Raw genomic sequence first — 23,455 nt, 5'->3', positions numbered from 1 at the left:
TGATTAACCCAGTTCATCAGGCAATTTTACCGTTGTCAGCTGTCTCTGTTTAAATCGACTATTTTGCGATCAGCCACCATTTTTTAACGCTTCAAGATACTCCCAGCGTTCAAAGGCTTGCTCCAGCTCCTGCTCTGCAGCAGCCATATCAGCGAGCACTTTTTGCGTCTGCTCATGCGGCTGACTGAAGAAGGAAGCATCCGCCACCTGCGTCTGTAGGGCTTCCAGCTTCGCCTCCAGATCTTCGAGCAATTGCGGTAGCTGCTCCAGTTCACGCTGCAATTTATAGCTTAGTTTGCTACTGCTGCGTTTTACAGTTTCTGCTTTTGGCGCGGCGGCTTCTTCGGTTTTTTTCACCGCAGGCTGTTTGAGCGCCACATACTGTTCTTGCTGACCACGGGCATCATGATAACCGCCAACATAACGACCAATTTTACCGCCGCCTTCGAAGATCCAGCATTCTGTAACGGTGTTATCGACAAACTGACGATCGTGGCTCACCAGCAATACCGTGCCCTGGTAGCTGTCGATCAGTTCTTCCAGCAGTTCCAGCGTTTCAACATCAAGATCGTTGGTCGGTTCGTCAAGAATCAATAAGTTGCTTGGTTTGAGGAACAAACGCGCCAACAACAAGCGGTTACGCTCACCGCCAGAAAGCGCACGTACCGGCGTCATCGCCCGTTTCGGATGGAACAGGAAGTCCTGCAAATAGCCCAAAACATGGCGTGGCTTGCCGTTAACCATCACCTCTTGCTTACCTTCAGCAAGGTTATCCATCACCGTTTTATCGGGATCCAGTTCCGCACGGTGCTGATCGAAATAAGCCACTTCCAGTTTGGTGCCAACGTGAATACGCCCGCTGTCCGCCTGAAGCTGACCGAGCATCAGTTTCAGCAGCGTGGTTTTGCCGCATCCATTCGGACCAATCAGGGCAATTTTGTCGCCACGTAGAACCTGGGCAGAAAAATCTTTCACCAGTTGCTTACCGTCGACCTGGTAGCAAACGTCTTCCATTTCGAAAACGATCTTACCGGAGCGGCTGGCCTCTTCCACCTGCATCTTTGCGGTACCCATCACTTCGCGACGTTCGCCACGCTCGCGACGCATTGCTTTCAGGGCGCGTACGCGGCCTTCATTACGGGTACGGCGTGCTTTGATCCCCTGGCGGATCCACACCTCTTCCTGCGCCAGTTTGCGATCGAACTCGGCATTTTGTAGTTCTTCCACACGCAGAGCTTCTTCTTTTTCCAGCAGGTACTGGTCGTAATTCCCTGGATAGGTCACAAGTTTGCCGCGATCGAGATCAACAATGCGCGTCGCCATATTGCGGATAAACGAACGGTCGTGGGAGATGAAAATTATCGTCCCATTGAAGGTTTTAAGGAATCCTTCCAGCCAGTCGATGGTTTCGATATCCAGGTGGTTAGTCGGTTCGTCGAGCAGCAATACGCGCGGATTGCTCACCAGCGCGCGTCCTAATGCCGCTTTACGCAACCAGCCGCCGGAAAGCGACGACAGCGCAACGTTAGGATCTAACCCCAGTTGCGCCAGCACTTCGTTGATGCGGTTTTCCAGCTGCCACAGGTTGTGGTGATCCAACTGTTCCTGAACTTTTGCCAGTTCGTTGAGATTTTTCTCGCTCGGGTCGTTCATCACCAGGCGCGAAATATCGTGATACCGCTTCAGGTATTCCGCTTGTTCTTCAATGCCTTCGGCAACGAAATCATAAACGCTACCCTCAACGTTACGCGGCGGATCCTGTTGCAGACGAGCGACAATCAAATCTTGCTCGTAAATAATGCGACCGTCATCCAGCCCCTGTTCACGGTTGAGGATTTTCATTAACGTCGATTTGCCTGCGCCGTTACGGCCTACCAGACAAACACGTTCGTTATCTTCGATATGCAGTTCTGCGTTATCGAGAAGCGGCGCGTCGCTGAACGACAGCCATGCGCCATGCATACTGATTAATGACATTACTATTCCTTTCAGGCTGCGGTAATCAGCCAGCAGTTGTGGATCTGGCGGTTACGGGCGAAATCCTGGGAGAGCGTTTTTTGCGTAATTTCTTGTGCTTTCAGTCCCAGTTTTGCCAGTCCGTCAAGATCCATACGGAAGCCACGTTTGTTGTTTGAGAACATGATCGTCCCACCAGCACGCAGCAGACGTTTCAAATCTTTCATCAGCGCCAGATGATCGCGCTGAACATCAAACGCATCTTCCATTCGTTTTGAGTTAGAGAAGGTTGGCGGATCGATAAAGATCAGATCGAACTGTTCATTTGCCTCACGCAGCCACGCCAGGCAATCGGCCTGAATCAGGCGATGCGCACGCCCGGTTAGGCCATTCAGACGCAGGTTGCGTTCTGCCCACTCCAGATAAGTACGCGACATATCCACGGTGGTAGTGCTGCGTGCACCGCCTAATCCCGCGTGCACGGTGGCGCTGCCGGTATAAGAGAACAGGTTGAGGAAATCTTTGCCTTTGCTCATCTGACCGAGCATACGACGGGCGATACGGTGATCGAGGAACAGACCGGTATCGAGGTAATCCGTCAGGTTCACCCACAAGTGAGCGTTATATTCGGTGACTTCGAGAAACTCGCCCTTCTCGCCCAGTTTCTGGTACTGATTTTTGCCCTTCTGGCGTTCACGGGTTTTCAGCACCAGTTTGTTTGGCGCAATCCCCAGTACCGAAATGGTTGCAGCGATAATATCGAACAGACGCTGACGCGCTTTGTGCGCATCAATAGTTTTTGGCGGCGCATACTCCTGCACCACCACCCAGTCGGCATAACGATCAACGGCAACGTTATATTCCGGCAGATCGGCGTCATACAGGCGGTAACATTCAATCCCTTCCTGGTGAGCCCACTTCTCGAATTTTTTGAGGTTCTTACGCAGGCGGTTAGCGTAGTCTTCCGCTACCATCGCCGGTTTGCTGTCTGGAGTGCTTTCGGCAACGTGGTAATTTTTCTGTACGCAGTCCAGCGGGCCGTTTTTCGCCTTGTACTGTTTGTCTGCACGCAGCTGCAGGCAGCTGAGCAGATCCGGCGAGGCACTAAACAAAGAGAGATTCCAGCCACCGAACTGGTTTTTCATGATTCGGCCCAGCAGACTATGTAGCGCAATCAGCGCCGGTTCGCTGTCCAGACGTTCACCGTATGGCGGGTTGCTCAACACTGTACCGTACGGCCCTTTCGGCAGCGGATTGGTCAGTTGCGCGACATCTTTCACCTCAAAGGTGATCAGTTCACCAATCCCCGCAAGACGGGCGTTAGTGCGCGCACGTTGAATCACCCGTGCGTCGCTGTCCGAACCGTAAAAATGAGAGCTATACTCAGCCAGGCCTTTACGGGCGCGAGTTTGCGCTTCCGCTTTCACTTCCTGCCAGATAGCTTCATCATGCTGTGCCCAGCCGCTAAAGCCCCAACGCCCACGGTGCAAGCCAGGTGCGCGATCGGTCGCCAGCATCGCTGCTTCAATCAGCAACGTACCGGAACCACACATTGGATCGAGCAGCGGTGTTCCTGGCTGCCAGCCGGATCGCATCACAATCGCGGCTGCCAGGGTTTCTTTGATCGGCGCAATACCAGCACGATCGCGATAGCCACGCAGATGTAAACCATCACCACTGAGATCAAGGGCGATACTGGCAGTTTCTTTATGCAGCCAGACGTTAACGCGGATATCCGGCGCATCGCGATCAACATTTGGACGCGGCAGATTTTTCCGCGTGAAAGCATCGACGATCGCGTCTTTCACTTTCATCGCACCGTACTGACTGTTGCGGATGGTGTCATTCAAACCACTGAAGTGGACAGCGAAGGTCGCACCAGGATTAAACATCTCTGTCCAGTTGATCGCCTGAACACCGAGATAGAGGTCTAAATCGCTGTAAACCTTACACTCGCCCAGCGGCAACATAATACGCGAGGCCAGGCGGCTCCACATCAGGCTCTGGTAAACAAGCCGTGTGTCGCCCTTGAAATGGACCCCACCCTGAACCACCTGGCATTCAACGGCCCCCAGGTTTTCCAGTTCAGTTTTTAACAGCTCTTCCAGCCCACGGGCCGTACTGGCAAACAGAGAATTCATATCGTCACTTTTACTCTAAGAGCCTACCGCAGTAGGCGTAATTGTTGCAGTCAGTCTGGACATGGACAGCGCGGAGAAACCGGAGCGTACACAAGTACGTGAGGATTTCGAGCACAACCCAGGGCCAAACTGACAAATAAAATAGCCTAATGGGACAGGCGCTAAGAAAATTGTTGCGCATTATAGCTAATAAGCGCGTCATGTCATAAAGTTGAGGGCTTATTTTCATTTGAGGACCGCACCGTGGCGACATTAACCCGGCTTTTTATTCATCCTGTTAAATCGATGCGCGGCATTGGTCTTACACATGCCCTGGCAGATGTCAGTGGTCTGGCCTTCGATCGCATCTTTATGATCACGGAACCTGACGGTACGTTTATTACCGCTCGCCAGTTTCCGCAAATGGTACGGTTTACTCCTTCACCCGTGCATGATGGCTTGCATCTCACCGCACCAGATGGCAGTAGCGCATATGTTCGTTTTGCTGATTTCGCCACACAAGACGCACCAACCGAAGTTTGGGGCACACATTTTACCGCGCGAATTGCGCCAGACGCGATCAACAAATGGCTAAGTGGATTTTTCTCCCGCGAAGTGCAGTTGCGCTGGGTGGGGCCACAAATGACGCGGCGCGTGAAACGCCACAACACTGTACCCCTGTCATTTGCTGATGGCTATCCTTACCTTCTTGCTAACGAAGCCTCGTTACGTGATCTCCAACAACGTTGTCCGGCCAGTGTAAAAATGGAGCAATTCCGCCCCAATCTGGTGGTTTCCGGCGCGTCAGCCTGGGAAGAAGATAGTTGGAAAGTGATTCGTATTGGTGATGTGGTGTTTGATGTGGTTAAACCTTGTAGCCGCTGTATTTTCACCACCGTCAGCCCAGAAAAAGGGCAAAAACATCCGGCAGGCGAACCATTAAAAACATTGCAATCTTTCCGCACTGCCCAGGATAACGGCGATGTCGATTTTGGCCAGAATTTAATTGCCCGTAATAGCGGCGTAATTCGCGTTGGCGATGAGGTGGAAATTCTGGCAACGGCTCCGGCTAAAATTTACGGCGCAGCCGCCGCTGATGATACCGTCAACATCACGCAACAACCGGACGCAAATGTAGATATTGACTGGCAGGGACAGGCATTTCGTGGAAATAACCAGCAGGTGTTGCTGGAGCAATTAGAAAATCAGGGAATTCGTATCCCTTATTCTTGCCGCGCGGGCATTTGTGGAAGTTGCCGTGTTCAGCTTTTAGAAGGCGAAGTCACGCCGCTGAAAAAATCAGCAATGGGCGATGATGGCACCATTCTTTGCTGTAGCTGTGTACCGAAGACTGCGCTTAAGCTGACGCGTTAGACTGCCTGTTCGAGGCTGAAGCTGTCAACATTAACCTGCGGTTTCAGCCTGTCGTTCATGATTTTGATGGCGTCGCCCAGCTGCATCGCGCGACCCGCAATAACAACGCAGGGTTGTGCCAGCAGGCATAGTGCGGCATTTTCGCCAGATTCAACGACCAGCAAATTGACTTGCTCGTGAGTGTCGCTCAACCAAACGCAGGCCGCATCGCCCGGCATGGGCACCCACATTTCACCATGGGAAACAAAATGCCAGCTTTTCGGCATTTGCGGTTTGAGATAACGAATTGCTACCAGCGCATTAAGCACCAGTTCGGCTTTTTGTTCTTTAGATAAATTAAAATCGCGGCATTTTTCTTCAAATGAGAAATAGAGCGCGGCGTCGTCAACGCAAAAGCCTGCGGGAGAAAAGGCATCTGGAGTCAACATTTTGCGCGCAAAACGTGAGCGAAATAGCATACCATTGGCTAAATCGAGCATCATTCGATCGTGCTCTTCATCGTAATACCAACGCCAGTTATCATCTGGTTTAATTCGCATTTGCCTCTCCCCTACCCTATAAAACCGCAGCAACACAATCCATTGTCGCTTCGCTTAATAACCTCAACAATAAAAGTACAACATGTCTAAATAAGCAACAGCGATGAATATAAAACAACCAGGGCTTAAAATAAAGCCCTGATTATCTTATAAAGAGGAATTCGAAGAAATAATTAGATATGGGTAACGATTTCTTTAATCAGCGGCGGACCTTTAAAAATAAAACCAGAATAAATTTGCACCAGTGAGGCCCCCGCAGCAATCTTTTCACGCGCAGCGATAACCGAGTCGATGCCGCCAACACCGATGATCGGTAAGCGACCATTTAATTCCTGTGATAAACGGCGAATAATTTCGGTGCTTTTTAACTGAAGCGGACGACCACTTAAGCCACCGGTTTGATCACAATTTTTCATTCCCTGAACCAGAGAACGATCGAGCGTGGTATTGGTTGCAATAACGCCATCAATATTATGGCGAACTAAACTATCGGCAACCTGGATCAATTCTTCTTCAGAAAGATCCGGCGCGATCTTCACTGCGATCGGCACATATTTATGGTGCATCGCTTGCAAATCATTTTGCTTATTTTTAATCGCGGTTAAGAGATCATCCAGCGCTTCGCCATATTGCAGAGTACGTAATCCCGGTGTATTCGGCGATGAAATATTGATGGCGATATATCCCGCATAAGCATAGATTTTTTCCATACAAATCAGATAGTCATCTTTACCCTGCTCCACCGGCGTATCTTTATTTTTGCCGATGTTAATACCCAGGACGCCATCATAATGGGCTTTTTTTACGTTCTCTACGAGGTTATCAACGCCAAGATTATTAAAGCCCATACGGTTGATCAAACCTTCGGCATCTACCAGACGAAAGAGACGCGGCTTGTCATTACCTGGCTGTGGACGTGGCGTGACGGTACCGATCTCGATCGATCCAAATCCCATCGCGCCTAACGCGTCAATGCACTCCCCGTCTTTATCAAGACCGGCTGCCAGACCAAGCGGATTTTTAAACGTCAGGCCCATGCAGTTAACAGGTTTCGCAGGCACTTTCTGCCGCACCAGTGCTTCAAACGGCGTTCCTGTAATACGGCGTAATTGCTGAAAAGTAAACTCATGAGCGCGCTCTGGATCGAGCTGGAAAAGGGCTTTACGAACGAAGGGGTAGTACATGAACTCTCCTGGATTCCCGGTGTGCAAACCGGGGGCGTATTATGTGCGAGTTCGGACCAAAAGGGAATTGACCTGTGGCAATAAATAGCAAACGTTTTCTTATTGCGCTTTTTTTATGCTTTTTTTGGCTTTTCTTCCTCAGATAAATCATTTCGACTCGCGGACGCCCTCTGTCAGACTGACCGAATTGTTATCAATGTTAACAAAACAAGAACAATTGGTTATAAGGAGAGAGTATGCGTGTCATCACCCTGGCGGGTAGTCCTCGCTTTCCTTCTCGTTCCAGCTCCTTGCTGGAATATGCGCGGGAAAAACTAAATGGCCTGGATGTAGAGGTTTATCACTGGAATCTGCAAAACTTCGCCCCGGAAGATCTACTTTATGCTCGTTTCGATAGTCCGGCACTCAAAACCTTCACCGAACAGCTGCAACAGGCCGATGGGCTGATTGTCGCCACGCCTGTGTATAAAGCCGCCTATTCCGGTGCGCTGAAAACCCTGCTCGACCTACTGCCAGAACGTGCGTTGCAAGGCAAAGTGGTGCTACCGCTGGCGACGGGCGGTACGGTGGCCCATCTGCTGGCGGTCGATTATGCCCTTAAGCCAGTTTTAAGTGCGCTGAAAGCCCAGGAGATCCTGCACGGCGTGTTTGCCGATGACTCACAGGTGATTGATTACCACCACAAGCCGCAGTTCACGCCAAATCTGCAAACCCGTCTTGATACCGCGCTGGAAACTTTCTGGCAGGCGCTGCACCGCCGCGATATTCAGGTTCCCGATCTTCTGTCTCTGCGAGGTAATGCCCATGCGTAACATCATTCAACTGGCGCTGGCGGGATTACTTAGCGTCTCTACGATTGCGGTTGCTGCAGAATCCTCTCCTGAAGCGTTACGTATAGGCTATCAGAAAGGCAGTATTGGTATGGTGCTGGCAAAAAGCCACCAGTTACTGGAAAAACGCTATCCGCAAACCAAAATCTCCTGGGTGGAGTTCCCCGCTGGCCCACAGATGCTGGAGGCGTTAAACGTTGGCAGTATTGATCTCGGCAGTACCGGAGATATTCCGCCAATCTTTGCCCAGGCTGCCGGGGCTGATTTGGTGTACGTGGGCGTCGAGCCGCCGAAGCCCAAAGCCGAAGTGATTCTGGTGCCAGAAAACAGCCCGATCAAAACCGTAGCCGATCTTAAAGGTCACAAAGTTGCCTTTCAGAAAGGTTCCAGCTCGCACAATCTTTTACTACGCGCACTACGCCAGGCCGGGCTTAAATTCACGGATATCCAGCCCACTTACCTGACGCCTGCCGATGCCCGCGCCGCGTTCCAGCAAGGTAACGTCGACGCATGGGCTATCTGGGATCCCTACTACTCCGCTGCATTATTACAGGGCGGCGTGCGGGTGCTAAAAGACGGTACCGATCTCAATCAAACCGGATCGTTTTATCTGGCTGCCCGTCCGTATGCAGAAAAAAACGGCGCTTTTATTCAGGGCGTACTGGCAACCTTTAGTGAGGCCGATGCGTTAACCCGCAGCCAGCGCGAGCAAAGCATCGCTTTACTGGCAAAAACGATGGGCTTACCAACGCCGGTGATTGCCTCTTATTTAGATCATCGCCCCCCTACCACCATCAAACCGGTTAACGCCGAGGTTGCCGCCTTACAGCAGCAAACGGCAGATCTGTTTTATGAAAACCGTCTGATGCCGAAAAAAGTCGATATTCGCCAGCGTATCTGGCAGCCCACTCAACTGGAAGGAAAACAATTATGAGTCTGAATATGTTCTGGTTTTTACCAACCCACGGTGACGGGCATTATCTGGGAACGGAAGAAGGTTCACGCCCGGTTGATCACGGTTATCTGCAACAAATTGCGCAAGCAGCGGATCGTCTGGGCTATACCGGCGTGCTGATCCCAACGGGGCGCTCCTGCGAAGATGCGTGGCTGGTTGCCGCGTCGATGATCCCGGTGACGCAACGGCTGAAGTTTCTTGTCGCCCTGCGTCCCAGCGTAACCTCTCCTACCGTTGCCGCCCGCCAGGCCGCCACGCTTGACCGTCTCTCGAATGGTCGTGCGTTGTTTAATCTGGTCACAGGCAGCGATCCACAAGAGCTGGCAGGCGACGGCGTGTTCCTTGATCATCGCGAGCGCTACGAAGCCTCGGCGGAATTTACCCAGGTCTGGCGGCGCTTATTGCTGGGGGAAACCGTCAATTTCAACGGTAAACATATTCATGTGCGCGGAGCCAAACTACTCTTCCCGCCGATTCAACAGCCGTATCCTCCGCTTTACTTTGGCGGATCGTCAGATGTCGCGCAGGAGCTGGCGGCAGAACAAGTAGATTTCTACCTTACCTGGGGCGAACCGCCGGAACTGGTTAAAGAGAAAATCGAACAAGTGCGGGCGAAAGCTGCCGCGCATGGACGCAAAATTCGTTTCGGTATTCGTCTGCATGTGATTGTTCGTGAAACCAGCGACGAAGCGTGGCAGGCCGCCGAGCGGTTAATCTCGCATCTTGATGATGAGACTATCGCCAAAGCACAGGCCGCATTCGCCCGGACGGATTCCGTAGGACAACAGCGGATGGCGGCGTTACATAACGGCAAGCGCGACAATCTGGAGATCAGCCCCAATTTATGGGCGGGCGTTGGCTTAGTCCGCGGCGGTGCCGGGACGGCGCTGGTGGGCGATGGTCCGACGGTCGCCGCGCGAATCAACGAATACGCTGCACTTGGCATCGACAGTTTTGTGCTTTCGGGCTACCCGCATCTGGAAGAAGCGTATCGGGTTGGCGAGTTGCTGTTCCCGCATCTGGATGTCGCCATCCCGGAAATTCCCCAGCCGCAGCCGCTGAATCCGCAAGGCGAAGCGGTGGCAAATGAATTTATCCCCCGTAAAGTCGCGCAAAGCTAAGGAACAAAATGATGGCAACGCCAGTGAAAAAGTGGTTATTGCGCGTTGCCCCCTGGTTTTTACCGGTGGGCATCGTGGCGGTGTGGCAACTGGCCTCCTCAGTTGGCTGGCTGTCGACGCGTATTTTGCCCTCACCGGAAGGGGTAGTGATGGCGTTCTGGACGCTCTCCGCCAGCGGCGAATTGTGGCAGCATCTGGCGATCAGCTCCTGGCGGGCGCTCATTGGCTTTTCAATTGGCGGATCGCTGGGCTTGATTCTGGGACTGATTAGCGGGCTGTCGCGCTGGGGAGAACGGCTGCTGGATACCTCAATTCAGATGTTGCGCAACGTGCCGCATCTGGCGCTGATCCCGCTGGTGATTTTGTGGTTTGGCATTGATGAATCCGCAAAAATCTTTCTGGTGGCGCTTGGCACGCTATTCCCCATTTATATCAACACCTGGCATGGCATCCGTAATATCGATCGCGGGCTGGTGGAGATGGCGCGTAGCTATGGATTATCCGGCATACCGCTGTTTATCCATGTGATCCTGCCTGGCGCCCTGCCCTCAATTATGGTCGGCGTGCGTTTTGCGTTGGGCCTGATGTGGCTGACACTGATCGTTGCCGAAACTATTTCTGCCAATTCCGGCATTGGTTATCTGGCGATGAATGCGCGGGAGTTTCTGCAAACGGACGTGGTGGTTGTCGCTATTATTCTTTACGCCCTGCTCGGCAAACTTGCTGACGTCAGCGCGCAGCTGTTAGAGCGCCTCTGGTTGCGCTGGAACCCGGCTTATCATTTGAAGGAGGCCACGGTATGAATACTGCTCGTCTGAACCAGGGCACACCATTGTTGCTCAATGCAGTAAGCAAACATTACGCAGAAAATATCGTCCTGAACCAACTGGATTTACATATTCCGGCAGGTCAGTTTGTGGCGGTGGTGGGCCGCAGCGGTGGTGGCAAAAGTACCTTGCTGCGCCTGCTGGCAGGTCTGGAAACGCCAACCGCTGGCGATGTGTTAGCGGGTTCCACACCGCTGGCTCAGATTCAGGAAGACACGCGAATGATGTTTCAGGATGCGCGTCTGCTGCCGTGGAAATCGGTGATTGATAACGTTGGGCTAGGCCTTCAAGGTCAGTGGCGCGATGCCGCGCGTCGGGCGCTGGCTGCGGTAGGGCTGGAGAATCGCGCGCGGGAATGGCCTGCCGCACTTTCTGGCGGGCAGAAACAGCGTGTGGCGCTGGCAAGAGCGTTGATTCATCGACCAGGTTTATTATTGCTTGATGAACCGCTCGGGGCGCTGGACGCCCTGACTCGGCTCGAGATGCAGGATTTGATTGTGTCACTTTGGCAGGAGCACGGCTTTACCGTACTGTTGGTGACGCATGATGTGAGCGAAGCGGTAGCAATGGCGGACCGGGTGTTATTAATTGAAGAGGGAAAAATTGGTCTGGATTTGACGGTGGATATCCCCCGTCCGCGCCGGTTAGGGTCGGTGCGATTAGCGGAGCTGGAAGCGGAAGTGTTGCAACGGGTGATGCAGCGTGGGCACTCTGAACAACCGATTCGGCGTCATGGTTAATATGCCGGATGTGGCGCACAAAACCAGCAGTTTCAACGGATTGTAGGCCTGATAAGACGCGTCAAGCGGCGCATCAGGCATTTGGGCACGGCTGCCGGATGCGGCGTGAACGCCTTATCCAGCCTACAAAACCAGCATTTTCAACGGACTTGTAGGCCTGATAAGACGCGTCATGAACTGAACCCCAAAACCTGGACAGTTTCAGTTAACCGGCTTTTTGATACTCAGTCCGGTATTCTACCGGGCTGAGTCCCCCAAGACTGAGTTTTATTCTTTTTTGATTCCAGTAAGTTATGTATTCGTTAACGGCATTTTCCAGCTCTTCTACACTTCTGTAGTCCCGGCGATAGTACATTTCTTCTTTCAGGTGACCAAAGAAATTCTCCATTACCGCATTATCAAGGCAGTTGCCCTTGCGCGACATGCTCTGCACTAACCCTTTGTCTGCCAGGGCAGACTGATAACTTTTTATCCGGTAATGCCACCCTTGATCACTGTGGAGCAGCGGTTTTTCTCCTTCTGCAAGGCTTTCCAGCCCCTTATTTAACATGCGCTTCACCAGCTCCTCTGTAGGCCTGCAGGCAGTTTCCCACGCCACGATTTCCCCGTTAAACAAATCAAGTATCGGGGACAGGTACAGTTTTTGTCCGCCAGCCCTGAATTCGGTGATATCTGTCACCCATTTCTCACAGGGAGCTTCCGCTTTGAACTGCCGCTGAAGGATATTTTCTGCAGCGAGTCCCATATTTCCCCGGTAAGACCGGTATTTCTTCAGGCGCACAGGAGACTTCAGGCCGAGCTGTTGCATCAGTTTTCGCACTGTTTTGCCACTGAACTTAAGACCTCTTTTCTGAAGCTCACAATGGATCCGCCGGTACCCATAACATCCCCGGTGTTCATGGAAGATGGAGGCTATGAGCTGTTTCACATCAGCATACTTGTCCTTAGCCTTCTGCAGTGACAGCTGGTAGTACAGCGTGCTTCTGGCCAGCCCTGCAGCCTTTAACAGGTCAGACTGGCAGTGTCCGCACCTCAGGCTCCGGATGACTTTCGTTTTTTCTCCAGCTCCTGGCGCTTTTTTTCCAGGAGATGCTCCTGCATGGCTTTCAGATATGCATTTTCTGCGCGAAGATAACGCAGCTCATTCTTCATCTCTTCCGGCGTCATGTTTGCCTCGTTTTCATGGGTATCATCAGAACGGGTCATGCTTTTCTCCTTCCTGCGCATGATAAAGGCCTCATTACCAGATTTGCGGTAGCCTTTTATCCAGTTTTTAACCGTGTTGTGGCTGGGAATGTTAAACCGGGCAGCTACCCGGGGTAGAGACTCAGAATGCCCGAGAGCATAAAGAACCACGCAAAGTTTATCTTCAGGAGAATAGCTACGCTTGTGTCTGCAATCCAGTGCCCGAGGACCGTGAAGAAGAAAAAGATTAATCCAGTGTGAGAGGCTGGTGTGAGAAAGTTGAAAGAGTTTTGCCGTAGAAATGATGCCTGCATGACCAGCCAGGTAATGATTTACAGCGGCAAGTTTTACTTCAAATGAATGTTTCATAAACTGCACCTTCAGATGTCAGATTATGTCCAACATTTGGGGTGCAGTTCAGTCAAGCGTCGCATCAGGCATTTTGGCTCAAAAGTATCAAGCCAGTGCTTTAGTTATCTTCTCGTACAGATCGCCAGAGAGATTTTCCAGCCCTTTCAACTGCTCCAGCGCCGCGCGCATTTTCTCCTGACGTTTAGCATCGTAACGTTTCAGGCGAATCAGCGGCTCAATCAGGCGTGAAGCCACCTGCGGGTTACGGCTGTTGAGGTCGGTAAGCATTTCCACCAGGAACTGGTAACCGCTGCCATCTTCGGCATGGAACGCTGCCGGGTTGCTGCCCGCAAACGCACCAATCAACGAACGAATACGGTTCGGGTTGCTCATGGTAAATGAGCGATGCTGCAACAGGCCACGCACCGTCTCCAGCACATTCGCCGCCGGGCTGGTGGCTTGCAGGATAAACCATTTATCCATCACCAGACCATCCTGATGCCACTTGTCGTCGTACTCCTGCATCAGCGCGTCACGGCAAGGCAGCTGTGCAGCAACCGCTGCAGAAAGCGCTGCCAGCGCATCGGTCATATTGTTTGCTTCATGGTATTGCTTGCTCACCAGCACGTCAGCCAGATGCGTTTCACCAAAAGCAAGGAAGCGCAGGCAGGCATTACGCAGAGTGCGTTTTGCAATATCTTCATGCTCAACACGGTACTCGCTCTGGTAATTCGCGTTGTAAATAGCCAGTAGCTCATCCGCCAGTTCAGTCGCCAGAGTACGAGTGAGTGCTTCGCGTACTTCAGCAATAGCAATCGGGTCGATGATATCGAACAGTTCTGCCATTTCATTGACGGAAGGCAGCGTCAGGATTTCTGCCGCCAGTGCCGGATCAATCTTCTCATCAAGCAGTACCGCGCGGAAAGCATCAGCCACATGCACCGGCAGAGACAGCGGCTGACCTTGCTGATGACGCGCGACGTTCAGCTTGATGTAGGTTGCCAGCAGGCTTTGCGCCGCATCCCAGCGGGAGAAATCATTACGCGCATGACGCATCAGGAAGGTCAGTTGCTGATCGCTCCACTTATATTCCAGTTTCACTGGCGCAGAGAATTCGCACAGCAGCGCAGGCACCGGCTGAAAGTAGACATTATCAAAGACAAAGGTCTGTTCCGCCTGGGTGACGTTCAGCACCGAATTCACCGGATGACCGCCTTTTTGCAACGGGATCACTTTGCCTTCGTTGTCATACAGTTCGATGGCAAACGGAATATGCAGCGGCTGTTTTTCTGCCTGATCCGGCGTAGCAGGCGTACGCTGGCTGATGGTCAGGGTGTACTGCTCAGTTTCCGGATTATAGTCGTCTTTGACGGTCACAACCGGCGTACCGGACTGGCTGTACCAACGGCGGAAATGAGAGAGATCGACATTCGACGCATCTTCCATCGCCTGCACAAAGTCGTCGCAGGTTGCCGCGCTGCCATCATGGCGCTCGAAATAGAGCTGCATCCCTTTCTGGAAGTTTTCTTCGCCCAGCAGGGTGTGGATCATGCGAATCACTTCCGCGCCCTTCTCGTAAACGGTCAGGGTGTAGAAGTTGTTCATCTCAATGACCATATCCGGGCGGATCGGGTGCGCCATCGGGCTGGCGTCTTCCGCAAACTGCAATCCGCGCATGGTGCGCACGTTGTTGATACGGTTTACCGCGCGGGAACCAAGGTCAGAGCTGAATTCCTGATCGCGGAACACGGTTAAACCTTCTTTCAGGCTGAGCTGGAACCAGTCGCGGCAGGTCACTCGGTTACCGGTCCAGTTATGGAAATATTCATGGCCGATAACACGCTCAATATCGAGGTAATCTTTATCGGTGGCGGTGTCGGTACGGGCCAGCACATATTTGGAGTTAAAGATATTCAGACCTTTATTCTCCATTGCGCCCATATTGAAGAAATCCACCGCGACGATCATATAGATGTCGAGGTCATACTCCAGGCCGAAGCGTTCTTCATCCCATTTCATGGAGTTTTTCAGCGAGGTCATCGCCCACGGCGCGCGGTCGAGGTTGCCGCGATCGACGTACAGCTCCAGCGCCACTTCGCGACCAGAACGCGTGGTGAAGGTGTCGCGCAGCACGTCGAAGTCGCCTGCAACCAGCGCAAACAGGTAGCACGGTTTCGGGAACGGGTCCTGCCACTGTACCCAGTGACGTCCGTTTTCCAGTTCGCCTTGCGCAACGCGGTTACCGTTGGAAAGCAGGAAGGGATATTTGGTTTTATCGGCAATAATTTTGGTGGTAAAACGCGCCAGTACGTCCGGGCGGTCAAGATAATACGTAATATGGCGGAAACCTTCGGCTTCACACTGAGTGCAAAGCGCATCGCCTGACTGATAAAGCCCTTCCAGCGCGGTATTCGTCGCCGGGCTAATTTCATTAACGATCTTAAGCGTAAAACGCTCCGGCAAATTACTGATGACCAGTGCGCCCTCTTCTTCTTTCCAGGCGGTCCACGGCTCATCATTAATATGAACAGAAACCAGTTTAAGATCTTCGCCATCAAGACGAAGCGGAGCATCTGATGCACCATGACGGACAGCCTGGCTGACCGCGGTAACGACCGTCTTTTGCGCGTCCAGGTCAAAGGTCAAGTCAATATCAGTAATCTGGTAATCCGGCGCACGATAATCGTGACGGTATTTGGCTTGTGGCTGTTGAGTCATAAATAACCTTTAGCATCTTTGATAGAGTCTGGTGTTCAGTCTATTCCTGTTGCGTAAATCGCGCTATGCAGAATCTTCATCTTTTCAGGTACAAACGCCTTTATTGCTACATTTTTATAACATACACCGCGTAATGCCATCGACCAGAAAGGTGGCATATGGTGTGATCGGGGTTCAATAAATTGCGAAACAAGGTATACTCCAGCAGTTCCTGAAGATGTTTATTGTACTAAACGCTCCTGTACGAGGACGCTACTGCGCACCTATGACACAATTCGCTTCTCCTGTTCTGCACTCGTTGCTGGATACAGATGCTTATAAGTTGCATATGCAGCAAGCCGTGTTTCATCACTATTACGATGTGCATGTCGCGGCGGAGTTTCGTTGCCGAGGTGACGATCTGCTGGGTATTTATGCCGATGCTATTCGTGAACAGGTTCAGGCGATGCAGCACCTGCGCCTGCAGGATGATGAATATCAATGGCTCTCAGCCCTGCCTTTCTTTAAGGCCGACTATCTTAACTGGCTACGCGAGTTCCGCTTTAACCCGGAACAAGTCACCGTGTCCAACGATAATGGCAAGCTGGATATTCGTTTAAGCGGCCCGTGGCGTGAAGTCATCCTCTGGGAAGTTCCTTTGCTGGCGGTTATCAGTGAAATGGTACATCGCTATCGCTCACCGCAGGCCGACGTTGCGCAAGCCCTCGACACGCTGGAAAGCAAATTAGCCGATTTCTCGGCATTAACCGCCGGTCTTGATATGTCGCGCTTCCATCTGATGGATTTTGGCACCCGCCGACGTTTTTCTCGTGAAGTACAAGAAACCATCGTGAAACGTCTGCAACAGGAATCCTGGTTCGTGGGCACCAGCAACTACGATCTGGCGCGTCGGCTTTCCCTCACGCCAATGGGAACACAAGCACACGAATGGTTCCAGGCGCATCAGCAAATCAGTCCGGATCTTGCCAACAGCCAGCGAGCTGCACTTGCTGCCTGGCTGGAAGAATATCCCGACCAACTTGGCATTGCATTAACCGACTGCATCACTATGGATGCTTTCCTGCGTGATTTCGGTGTCGAGTTCGCCAGTCGCTATCAGGGCCTGCGTCATGACTCCGGCGACCCGGTTGAATGGGGTGAAAAAGCCATTGCACATTATGAGAAGCTGGGAATTGATCCACAGAGTAAAACGCTGGTTTTCTCTGACAATCTGGATTTACGCAAAGCGGTTGAGCTATACCGCCACTTCTCTTCCCGCGTGCAATTAAGTTTTGGTATTGGGACTCGCCTGACCTGCGATATCCCCCAGGTAAAACCCCTGAATATTGTCATTAAGTTGGTAGAGTGTAACGGTAAACCGGTGGCGAAACTTTCTGACAGCCCTGGCAAAACTATCTGCCACGATAAAGCGTTTGTTCGGGCGCTGCGCAAAGCGTTCGACCTTCCGCATATTAAAAAAGCCAGTTAATATCATCAGGGAGCTAATCGGCTCCCTTTTTTTACCTTTAATTCCGAAATCTTTCGCTGCATTTGCGAATTCTGCTTGTCTGATTGCAGATGCCAGGTAACATAGGTATCCCCCCATTTACGGGTGGACAAGTGTTTATTTTTTCCGACTATTAACAGAGAGAATATTATGAGCGTTGTGCCTGTAGCCGACGTACTCCAGGGCCGCGTAGCCGTTGACAGCGAAGTCACCGTGCGCGGATGGGTACGTACCCGCCGAGATTCAAAAGCTGGCATCTCCTTCCTCGCCGTTTATGACGGTTCCTGCTTTGATCCTGTACAGGCTGTCATCAATAATTCTCTGCCCAATTACAATGAAGACGTCCTGCGTCTGACCACCGGTTGCTCGGTCATTGTGACGGGTAAAGTCGTGGCATCGCCGGGCCAGGGGCAACAATTTGAAATTCAGGCCAGCAAGGTTGAAGTTGCTGGTTGGGTTGAAGATCCAGACACTTACCCGATGGCGGCAAAACGCCACAGCATTGAGTATCTGCGTGAAGTCGCTCACCTGCGTCCGCGCACAAACCTGATTGGTGCCGTCGCGCGCGTTCGCCATACGCTGGCGCAGGCGCTGCATCGCTTCTTTAACGAGCAGGGATTCTTCTGGGTTTCAACGCCACTGATTACTGCGTCTGATACCGAAGGGGCTGGCGAAATGTTCCGCGTTTCTACGCTGGATCTGGAAAACCTGCCGCGTAACGATCAGGGCAAAGTGGATTTCGACAAAGACTTCTTTGGTAAAGAGTCTTTCCTGACCGTATCTGGCCAGTTGAACGGCGAAACCTACGCTTGCGCATTGTCCAAAATTTATACCTTCGGCCCGACTTTCCGTGCTGAAAACTCCAACACCAGCCGTCACCTGGCGGAATTCTGGATGCTGGAGCCGGAAGTGGCGTTTGCTAACCTGAACGATATCGCGGGTCTGGCTGAAGCCATGCTGAAATATGTCTTCAAAGCGGTTCTCGAAGAACGCGCTGACGACATGAAATTCTTCGCTGAACGCGTAGATAAAGATGCCGTTTCACGTCTGGAACGCTTCATTGAAGCCGATTTTGCGCAGGTGGATTACACCGACGCAGTGACTATTCTCGAAAACTGCGGCAGGAAGTTTGAAAACCCAGTTTACTGGGGCGTTGATCTCTCTTCTGAGCATGAGCGTTATCTGGCGGAAGAACACTTTAAAGCACCGGTAGTGGTTAAAAACTATCCGAAAGATATTAAAGCGTTCTATATGCGCCTTAACGAAGACGGTAAAACCGTTGCGGCTATGGACGTTCTGGCTCCGGGCATCGGTGAGATCATTGGTGGCTCCCAGCGTGAAGAACGTCTGGACGTGCTGGACGAGCGTATGCTGGAAATGGGCCTGAATAAAGAAGATTACTGGTGGTATCGCGATCTGCGTCGCTACGGTACTGTTCCGCATTCCGGTTTCGGTCTTGGTTTTGAACGCCTGATTGCTTACGTAACTGGTGTGCAAAACGTGCGTGATGTGATTCCGTTCCCACGTACTCCGCGTAACGCCAGCTTCTAATTTAGCGTCTTCAAGAGCCAGCACCCGCTGGCTCTTTTTTTATCCTTTCTGTCAAGTTATCTGTTTGTTAAGTCAAGCAATCTATTTGCAACCCCGCCATAACGATCATCCTGTTACGGAATATTACATTGCAACATTTACGCACAAAAAATAACCCGCATTCTTATTGCGGATTAGTTTTTTCTTAGCTGATAGCACAATTTTCATACTATTTTTTGGCATTCTGGATGTCTGAAAGAGGATTTTGTGCCAGGTCGATAAAGTTTCCATCAGAAACAAAATTTCCGTTTAGTTAATTTAAATATAAGGAAATCATATAAATAGATAAAAATTGCTGTAAATATCATCACGCCTCTATGGAAATATGACGGTGTTCACAAAGTTCCTTAATTTTTACTTTTAGTTACATATTTTTTCTTTTTGAAACCAAATCTTTATCTTTGTAGCACTTTCACGGTAGCGAAACGTTAGTTTGAATGGAAAGATGCCTGCAGACACATAAAGACACCAAACTCTCATCAATAGTTCCGTAAATTTTTATTGACAGAACTTATTGACGGCAGTGGCAGGTGTCATAAAAAAAACCATGAGGGTAATAAATAATGATGAAGCGCAATATTCTGGCAGTGATCGTCCCTGCTCTGTTAGTAGCAGGTACTGCAAACGCTGCAGAAATCTATAACAAAGATGGCAACAAAGTAGATCTGTACGGTAAAGCTGTCGGTCTGCATTATTTCTCCAAGGGTAACGGTGAAAACAGTTACGGTGGCAATGGCGACATGACCTATGCCCGTCTTGGTTTTAAAGGGGAAACTCAAATCAATTCCGATCTGACCGGTTATGGTCAGTGGGAATATAACTTCCAGGGTAACAACTCTGAAGGCGCTGACGCTCAAACTGGTAACAAAACGCGTCTGGCATTCGCGGGTCTTAAATACGCTGACGTTGGTTCTTTCGATTACGGCCGTAACTACGGTGTGGTTTATGACGCACTGGGTTACACCGATATGCTGCCAGAATTTGGTGGTGATACTGCATACAGCGATGACTTCTTCGTTGGTCGTGTTGGCGGCGTTGCTACCTATCGTAACTCCAACTTCTTTGGTCTGGTTGATGGCCTGAACTTCGCTGTTCAGTACCTGGGTAAAAACGAGCGTGACACTGCACGCCGCTCTAACGGCGACGGTGTTGGCGGTTCTATCAGCTACGAATACGAAGGCTTTGGTATCGTTGGTGCTTATGGCGCCGCTGACCGTACCAACCTGCAAGAAGCTCAACCTCTTGGCAACGGTAAAAAAGCTGAACAGTGGGCTACTGGTCTGAAGTATGACGCGAACAACATCTACCTGGCAGCGAACTACGGTGAAACCCGTAACGCTACGCCGATCACTAATAAATTTACAAACATCAGCGGCTTCGCCAACAAAACGCAAGACGTTCTGTTAGTTGCGCAATACCAGTTCGATTTCGGTCTGCGTCCGTCCATCGCTTACACCAAATCTAAAGCGAAAGACGTAGAAGGTATCGGTGATGTTGATCTGGTGAACTACTTTGAAGTGGGCGCAACCTACTACTTCAACAAAAACATGTCCACCTATGTTGACTACATCATCAACCAGATCGATTCTGACAACAAACTGGGCGTAGGTTCTGACGACACCGTAGCTGTGGGTATCGTTTACCAGTTCTAATAGCACACCTCTTTGTTAAATGCCGAAAAAACAGGACTTTGGTCCTGTTTTTTTTATGCCTTCCAGAGCAATCTCACGTCTTGCAAAAACAGCCTGCGTTTTCATCAGTAATAGTTGGAATTTTGTAAATCTCCCGTTACCCTGATAGCGGACTTCCCTTCTGTAACCATAATGGAACCTCGTCATGTTTGAGAACATTACCGCCGCTCCTGCCGACCCGATTCTGGGCCTGGCCGATCTGTTTCGTGCCGATGAACGTCCCGGCAAAATTAACCTCGGGATTGGTGTCTATAAAGATGAGACGGGCAAAACCCCGGTACTGACCAGCGTGAAAAAAGCTGAACAGTATCTGCTCGAAAATGAAACCACCAAAAATTACCTCGGCATTGACGGCATCCCTGAATTTGGTCGCTGCACTCAGGAACTGCTGTTTGGTAAAGGTAGCGCCCTGATCAATGACAAACGTGCTCGCACGGCACAGACTCCGGGTGGCACTGGCGCACTACGCGTGGCTGCCGATTTCCTGGCAAAAAATACCAGCGTTAAGCGTGTGTGGGTGAGCAACCCAAGCTGGCCGAACCATAAGAGCGTCTTTAACTCTGCAGGTCTGGAAGTTCGTGAATACGCTTATTATGATGCGGAAAATCACACCCTTGACTTCGATGCACTGATTAACAGCCTGAACGAAGCTCAGGCTGGCGACGTAGTGCTGTTCCATGGCTGCTGCCATAACCCAACCGGTATCGACCCTACGCTGGAACAATGGCAGACACTGGCACAACTTTCCGTTGAGAAAGGCTGGTTACCGCTGTTTGACTTCGCTTACCAGGGGTTTGCCCGTGGTCTGGAAGAAGATGCTGAAGGACTGCGCGCTTTCGCGGCTATGCATAAAGAGCTGATTGTTGCCAGTTCCTACTCTAAAAACTTTGGCCTGTACAACGAGCGTGTTGGCGCTTGTACTCTGGTTGCTGCTGACAGTGAAACCGTTGATCGCGCATTCAGCCAAATGAAAGCGGCGATTCGCGCTAACTACTCTAACCCACCAGCACACGGCGCTTCTGTTGTTGCCACCATCCTGAGCAACGATGCGTTACGTGCGATTTGGGAACAAGAGCTGACTGATATGCGCCAGCGTATTCAGCGTATGCGTCAGTTGTTCGTCAATACGCTGCAGGAAAAAGGCGCAAACCGCGACTTCAGCTTTATCATCAAACAGAACGGCATGTTCTCCTTCAGTGGTCTGACAAAAGAACAAGTGCTGCGTCTGCGCGAAGAGTTTGGCGTGTATGCTGTTGCTTCTGGTCGTGTGAACGTAGCCGGGATGACACCAGATAACATGGCTCCGCTGTGCGAAGCGATTGTGGCAGTGCTGTAAGCGTTAAAAACAATGAAGCCCGCTTAAAAAGCGGGCTTTTTTATGCGCCTTTACCAGACGGGCATTTCGTCTTGCAGGAAGGGATTATGCAGACGCTCATAACCAAGTGTGGATAATGGTCCGTGACCCGGAATAAATGTCACGTCATCCCCCAGTGGCAGCAACTTATCTTTGATTGAAGAAATCAGTTGATTATGATCGCCACGCGGGAAGTCACTGCGCCCTACTCCGCCTTTGAAAATAACGTCGCCAGAAATCAGCAGCTTTGCCCGATCATCAAAAAACACGACATGACCCGGCGTATGCCCAGGGCAATGTAACACCTGTAAAGCCACATTCCCTATGCTGATGGTATCGCCTTCGTTCAGCCAACGATCCGGCGTCAGCGGCTGGCACTCTTCCAGACCAAACATACGACTTTGCGCAGGCAAGCCTTGCAGCCAGAACTCATCTTCTTTTTCCGGGCCAAAAACCGGCACGCCGTAATGTTGCGCCAGTTCCGCCGCTGCACCAACGTGGTCCAGATGACCATGCGTCAGCAGGATCTGCATCAGTGTCAGGCCGCTGGCGTCAACTTCCTGTTTGATTTTTTCCGCATCGCCGCCAGGATCGACCAGTGCGGCCAAGCGGGTTTGTTCACACCAGATCAATGAACAGTTCTGGGAGAATGCGGTGACCGGAATAATACGATAGTTCATACTGCCCCTGTTTCGTTAAGCAATTGCTACCAGTGCCGTGCTGGCCCGGTATCAATATGCACAAAGTTACTACGTGGGTAATATCCTACACCACCTGCGCGCATAGATAACGCGGCTTTGCGAATATTGCTTAACGCGATACCTTCAATATGGAAATCCATCGCCTGCCCTTTCGTGTGATAGCTTTTCTTCGCTACTCCACGGCTGCGGGCGCGTAGTTCATTGTTGGTATCAATGGAACGATAACCGGAAATGAGTTGCACCGGTTTGCGGGTACCTAATAACCCTTGCAGGCGATACAACTGATCGAATAATCCTGGGTCGATGGACTTTATTTTGTTCGCGCGGTAATCGCGGAAAAAATGGTTAAGTTTTGCCAATTCTTCCTGAATATAGCCTCTGCCATCGAAAAACTCCGCTTTGATTGACTCTCCGGTATGAAGATTATTGAGTGTCAAAATGCGCGGGCGTGGGGTAGAGAGTGTTGCAAACGCAGGAGTCGGCAGGATGGCGGCACCGAGTGCAACGCCACCAAGCGCCAGCAGTTTGCGGCGATTAGCGTCGAATTTGTCCATGATAATCAAGTCTACAGGTCAATGTTATCGTTTATATGCACTTCTGGCGCACAAGAGGCACCTTAACCGCCCGTAAAGCAGACGTCAAGATGACTCAACCCCAGCAGTGACGGGGGCTGCAGAGAATCGCCCCCGATCATGCTAATTATTACGACAACTGATTTCCCCGAACTGCTTCA

General features: G+C 51.2%; 18 protein-coding genes. 10 read left to right on the top strand and 8 right to left on the bottom strand.

The features are described from left to right. Window positions 1-69 precede the first annotated feature (69 nt). Entirely contained in the window at window positions 70-1,977 is a 1,908-nt protein-coding gene (locus G434_RS01105; protein ID WP_000053090.1) for an ABC transporter ATP-binding protein, read from the bottom strand. Window positions 1,978-1,988: 11 nt separating this feature from the next. Then, on the bottom strand, window positions 1,989-4,097 hold the full coding sequence (gene rlmKL, locus G434_RS01110) for a bifunctional 23S rRNA (guanine(2069)-N(7))-methyltransferase RlmK/23S rRNA (guanine(2445)-N(2))-methyltransferase RlmL (RefSeq protein ID WP_001086515.1): 2,109 nt from the start codon (window positions 4,095-4,097) through the stop codon (window positions 1,989-1,991). A 243-nt stretch (window positions 4,098-4,340) separates the two neighbouring features. Here rlmKL and ycbX point away from each other — a divergent pair, with 243 nt between their 5' ends. Continuing rightward, window positions 4,341-5,450, top strand: a complete 1,110-nt coding sequence (gene ycbX, locus G434_RS01115) for a 6-N-hydroxylaminopurine resistance protein YcbX (RefSeq protein WP_000224276.1) — start codon at window positions 4,341-4,343, stop codon at window positions 5,448-5,450. Here the strand turns inward: ycbX and zapC are convergent. Together zapC and pyrD are read right to left on the bottom strand one after the other, a co-directional pair. Further along, a complete protein-coding gene (zapC, locus tag G434_RS01120) occupies window positions 5,447-5,989 on the bottom strand; it encodes a cell division protein ZapC (protein ID WP_001295353.1) in 543 nt (180 codons plus the stop codon). The two genes, ycbX and zapC, sit on opposite strands and share 4 nt — an antisense overlap. 173 nt (window positions 5,990-6,162) lie before the next feature. Further along, window positions 6,163-7,173 carry a quinone-dependent dihydroorotate dehydrogenase gene (gene pyrD, locus G434_RS01125; protein ID WP_001305914.1) on the bottom strand — a complete coding sequence of 337 codons (1,011 nt, stop codon included), beginning with the start codon at window positions 7,171-7,173 and terminating at the stop codon, window positions 6,163-6,165. Between the two features lie 236 nt (window positions 7,174-7,409). On the opposite strand from pyrD, the gene ssuE reads away from it, so the two are divergent. The 5 genes from ssuE to ssuB are packed head-to-tail and all read left to right on the top strand — an operon-like array spanning window position 7,410 to window position 11,646. Then, window positions 7,410-7,985, top strand: coding sequence for an NADPH-dependent FMN reductase (gene ssuE / locus G434_RS01130; RefSeq protein WP_001263931.1), 576 nt, complete (start codon window positions 7,410-7,412; stop codon window positions 7,983-7,985). Further along, on the top strand, window positions 7,978-8,937 hold the full coding sequence (gene ssuA, locus G434_RS01135; RefSeq protein WP_001244355.1) for an aliphatic sulfonate ABC transporter substrate-binding protein SsuA: 960 nt from the start codon (window positions 7,978-7,980) through the stop codon (window positions 8,935-8,937). The genes ssuE and ssuA overlap by 8 nt, the downstream gene beginning before the upstream one ends. Continuing rightward, window positions 8,934-10,079, top strand: a complete 1,146-nt coding sequence (gene ssuD / locus G434_RS01140; protein WP_000055959.1) for an FMNH2-dependent alkanesulfonate monooxygenase — start codon at window positions 8,934-8,936, stop codon at window positions 10,077-10,079. Before ssuA ends, ssuD begins: the two co-directional genes overlap by 4 nt. Window positions 10,080-10,090: 11 nt before the next feature. Continuing rightward, window positions 10,091-10,882: an aliphatic sulfonate ABC transporter permease SsuC gene (gene ssuC / locus G434_RS01145; RefSeq protein ID WP_000235189.1), complete on the top strand. Its 792-nt coding sequence runs from the start codon at window positions 10,091-10,093 to the stop codon at window positions 10,880-10,882. Then, the gene (gene ssuB / locus G434_RS01150; RefSeq protein ID WP_001090481.1) at window positions 10,879-11,646 is read left to right on the top strand and encodes an aliphatic sulfonates ABC transporter ATP-binding protein; all 768 of its coding nucleotides are present in this window, start codon (window positions 10,879-10,881) and stop codon (window positions 11,644-11,646) included. The genes ssuC and ssuB overlap by 4 nt, the downstream gene beginning before the upstream one ends. A gap of 205 nt (window positions 11,647-11,851) precedes the next feature. Here the strand turns inward: ssuB and G434_RS30125 are convergent. After that, window positions 11,852-13,200 (bottom strand): IS3-like element IS1397 family transposase gene (locus tag G434_RS30125; RefSeq protein WP_113705701.1). Its coding sequence is split into 2 segments (ribosomal slippage): window positions 11,852-12,720 and window positions 12,720-13,200, totalling 1,350 coding nucleotides; the frame shifts between segments, so codons are not numbered across the junction. Between the two features lie 87 nt (window positions 13,201-13,287). Continuing rightward, window positions 13,288-15,900, bottom strand: coding sequence for an aminopeptidase N (gene pepN / locus G434_RS01160; RefSeq protein ID WP_000193813.1), 2,613 nt, complete (start codon window positions 15,898-15,900; stop codon window positions 13,288-13,290). A gap of 265 nt (window positions 15,901-16,165) precedes the next feature. On the opposite strand from pepN, the gene pncB reads away from it, so the two are divergent. The 4 genes from pncB (at window position 16,166) to aspC (ending at window position 22,003) form a co-directional block, all read left to right on the top strand. Beyond that, window positions 16,166-17,368, top strand: coding sequence for a nicotinate phosphoribosyltransferase (gene pncB, locus G434_RS01165; RefSeq protein ID WP_001305916.1), 1,203 nt, complete (start codon window positions 16,166-16,168; stop codon window positions 17,366-17,368). Window positions 17,369-17,536: 168 nt separating this feature from the next. Next, entirely contained in the window at window positions 17,537-18,937 is a 1,401-nt protein-coding gene (asnS, locus tag G434_RS01170; protein WP_000117881.1) for an asparagine--tRNA ligase, read from the top strand. 602 nt (window positions 18,938-19,539) lie between these two features. Beyond that, the gene (ompF, locus tag G434_RS01175) at window positions 19,540-20,628 is read left to right on the top strand and encodes a porin OmpF (RefSeq protein ID WP_000977917.1); all 1,089 of its coding nucleotides are present in this window, start codon (window positions 19,540-19,542) and stop codon (window positions 20,626-20,628) included. A 184-nt stretch (window positions 20,629-20,812) separates the two neighbouring features. After that, entirely contained in the window at window positions 20,813-22,003 is a 1,191-nt protein-coding gene (gene aspC / locus G434_RS01180; protein WP_000462687.1) for an aspartate transaminase, read from the top strand. 50 nt (window positions 22,004-22,053) lie between these two features. Here the strand turns inward: aspC and gloC are convergent, their stop codons facing one another. Both gloC and G434_RS01190 read right to left on the bottom strand, forming a co-directional pair. Then, window positions 22,054-22,701 (bottom strand): hydroxyacylglutathione hydrolase GloC, encoded by a 648-nt coding sequence (gene gloC, locus G434_RS01185; RefSeq protein ID WP_001109449.1) that lies wholly within the window; start codon window positions 22,699-22,701, stop codon window positions 22,054-22,056. 26 nt (window positions 22,702-22,727) lie between these two features. Further along, window positions 22,728-23,276: a peptidoglycan L,D-endopeptidase MepK gene (locus G434_RS01190; RefSeq protein ID WP_001295932.1), complete on the bottom strand. Its 549-nt coding sequence runs from the start codon at window positions 23,274-23,276 to the stop codon at window positions 22,728-22,730. Window positions 23,277-23,455 lie beyond the last annotated feature (179 nt).

The organism is Escherichia sp. KTE172 (assembly GCF_000408845.1).
GTDB classification, from domain to species: Bacteria; Pseudomonadota; Gammaproteobacteria; order Enterobacterales; family Enterobacteriaceae; genus Escherichia; species Escherichia coli.
This window is presented reverse-complemented; position numbering and strand designations above follow the sequence as displayed.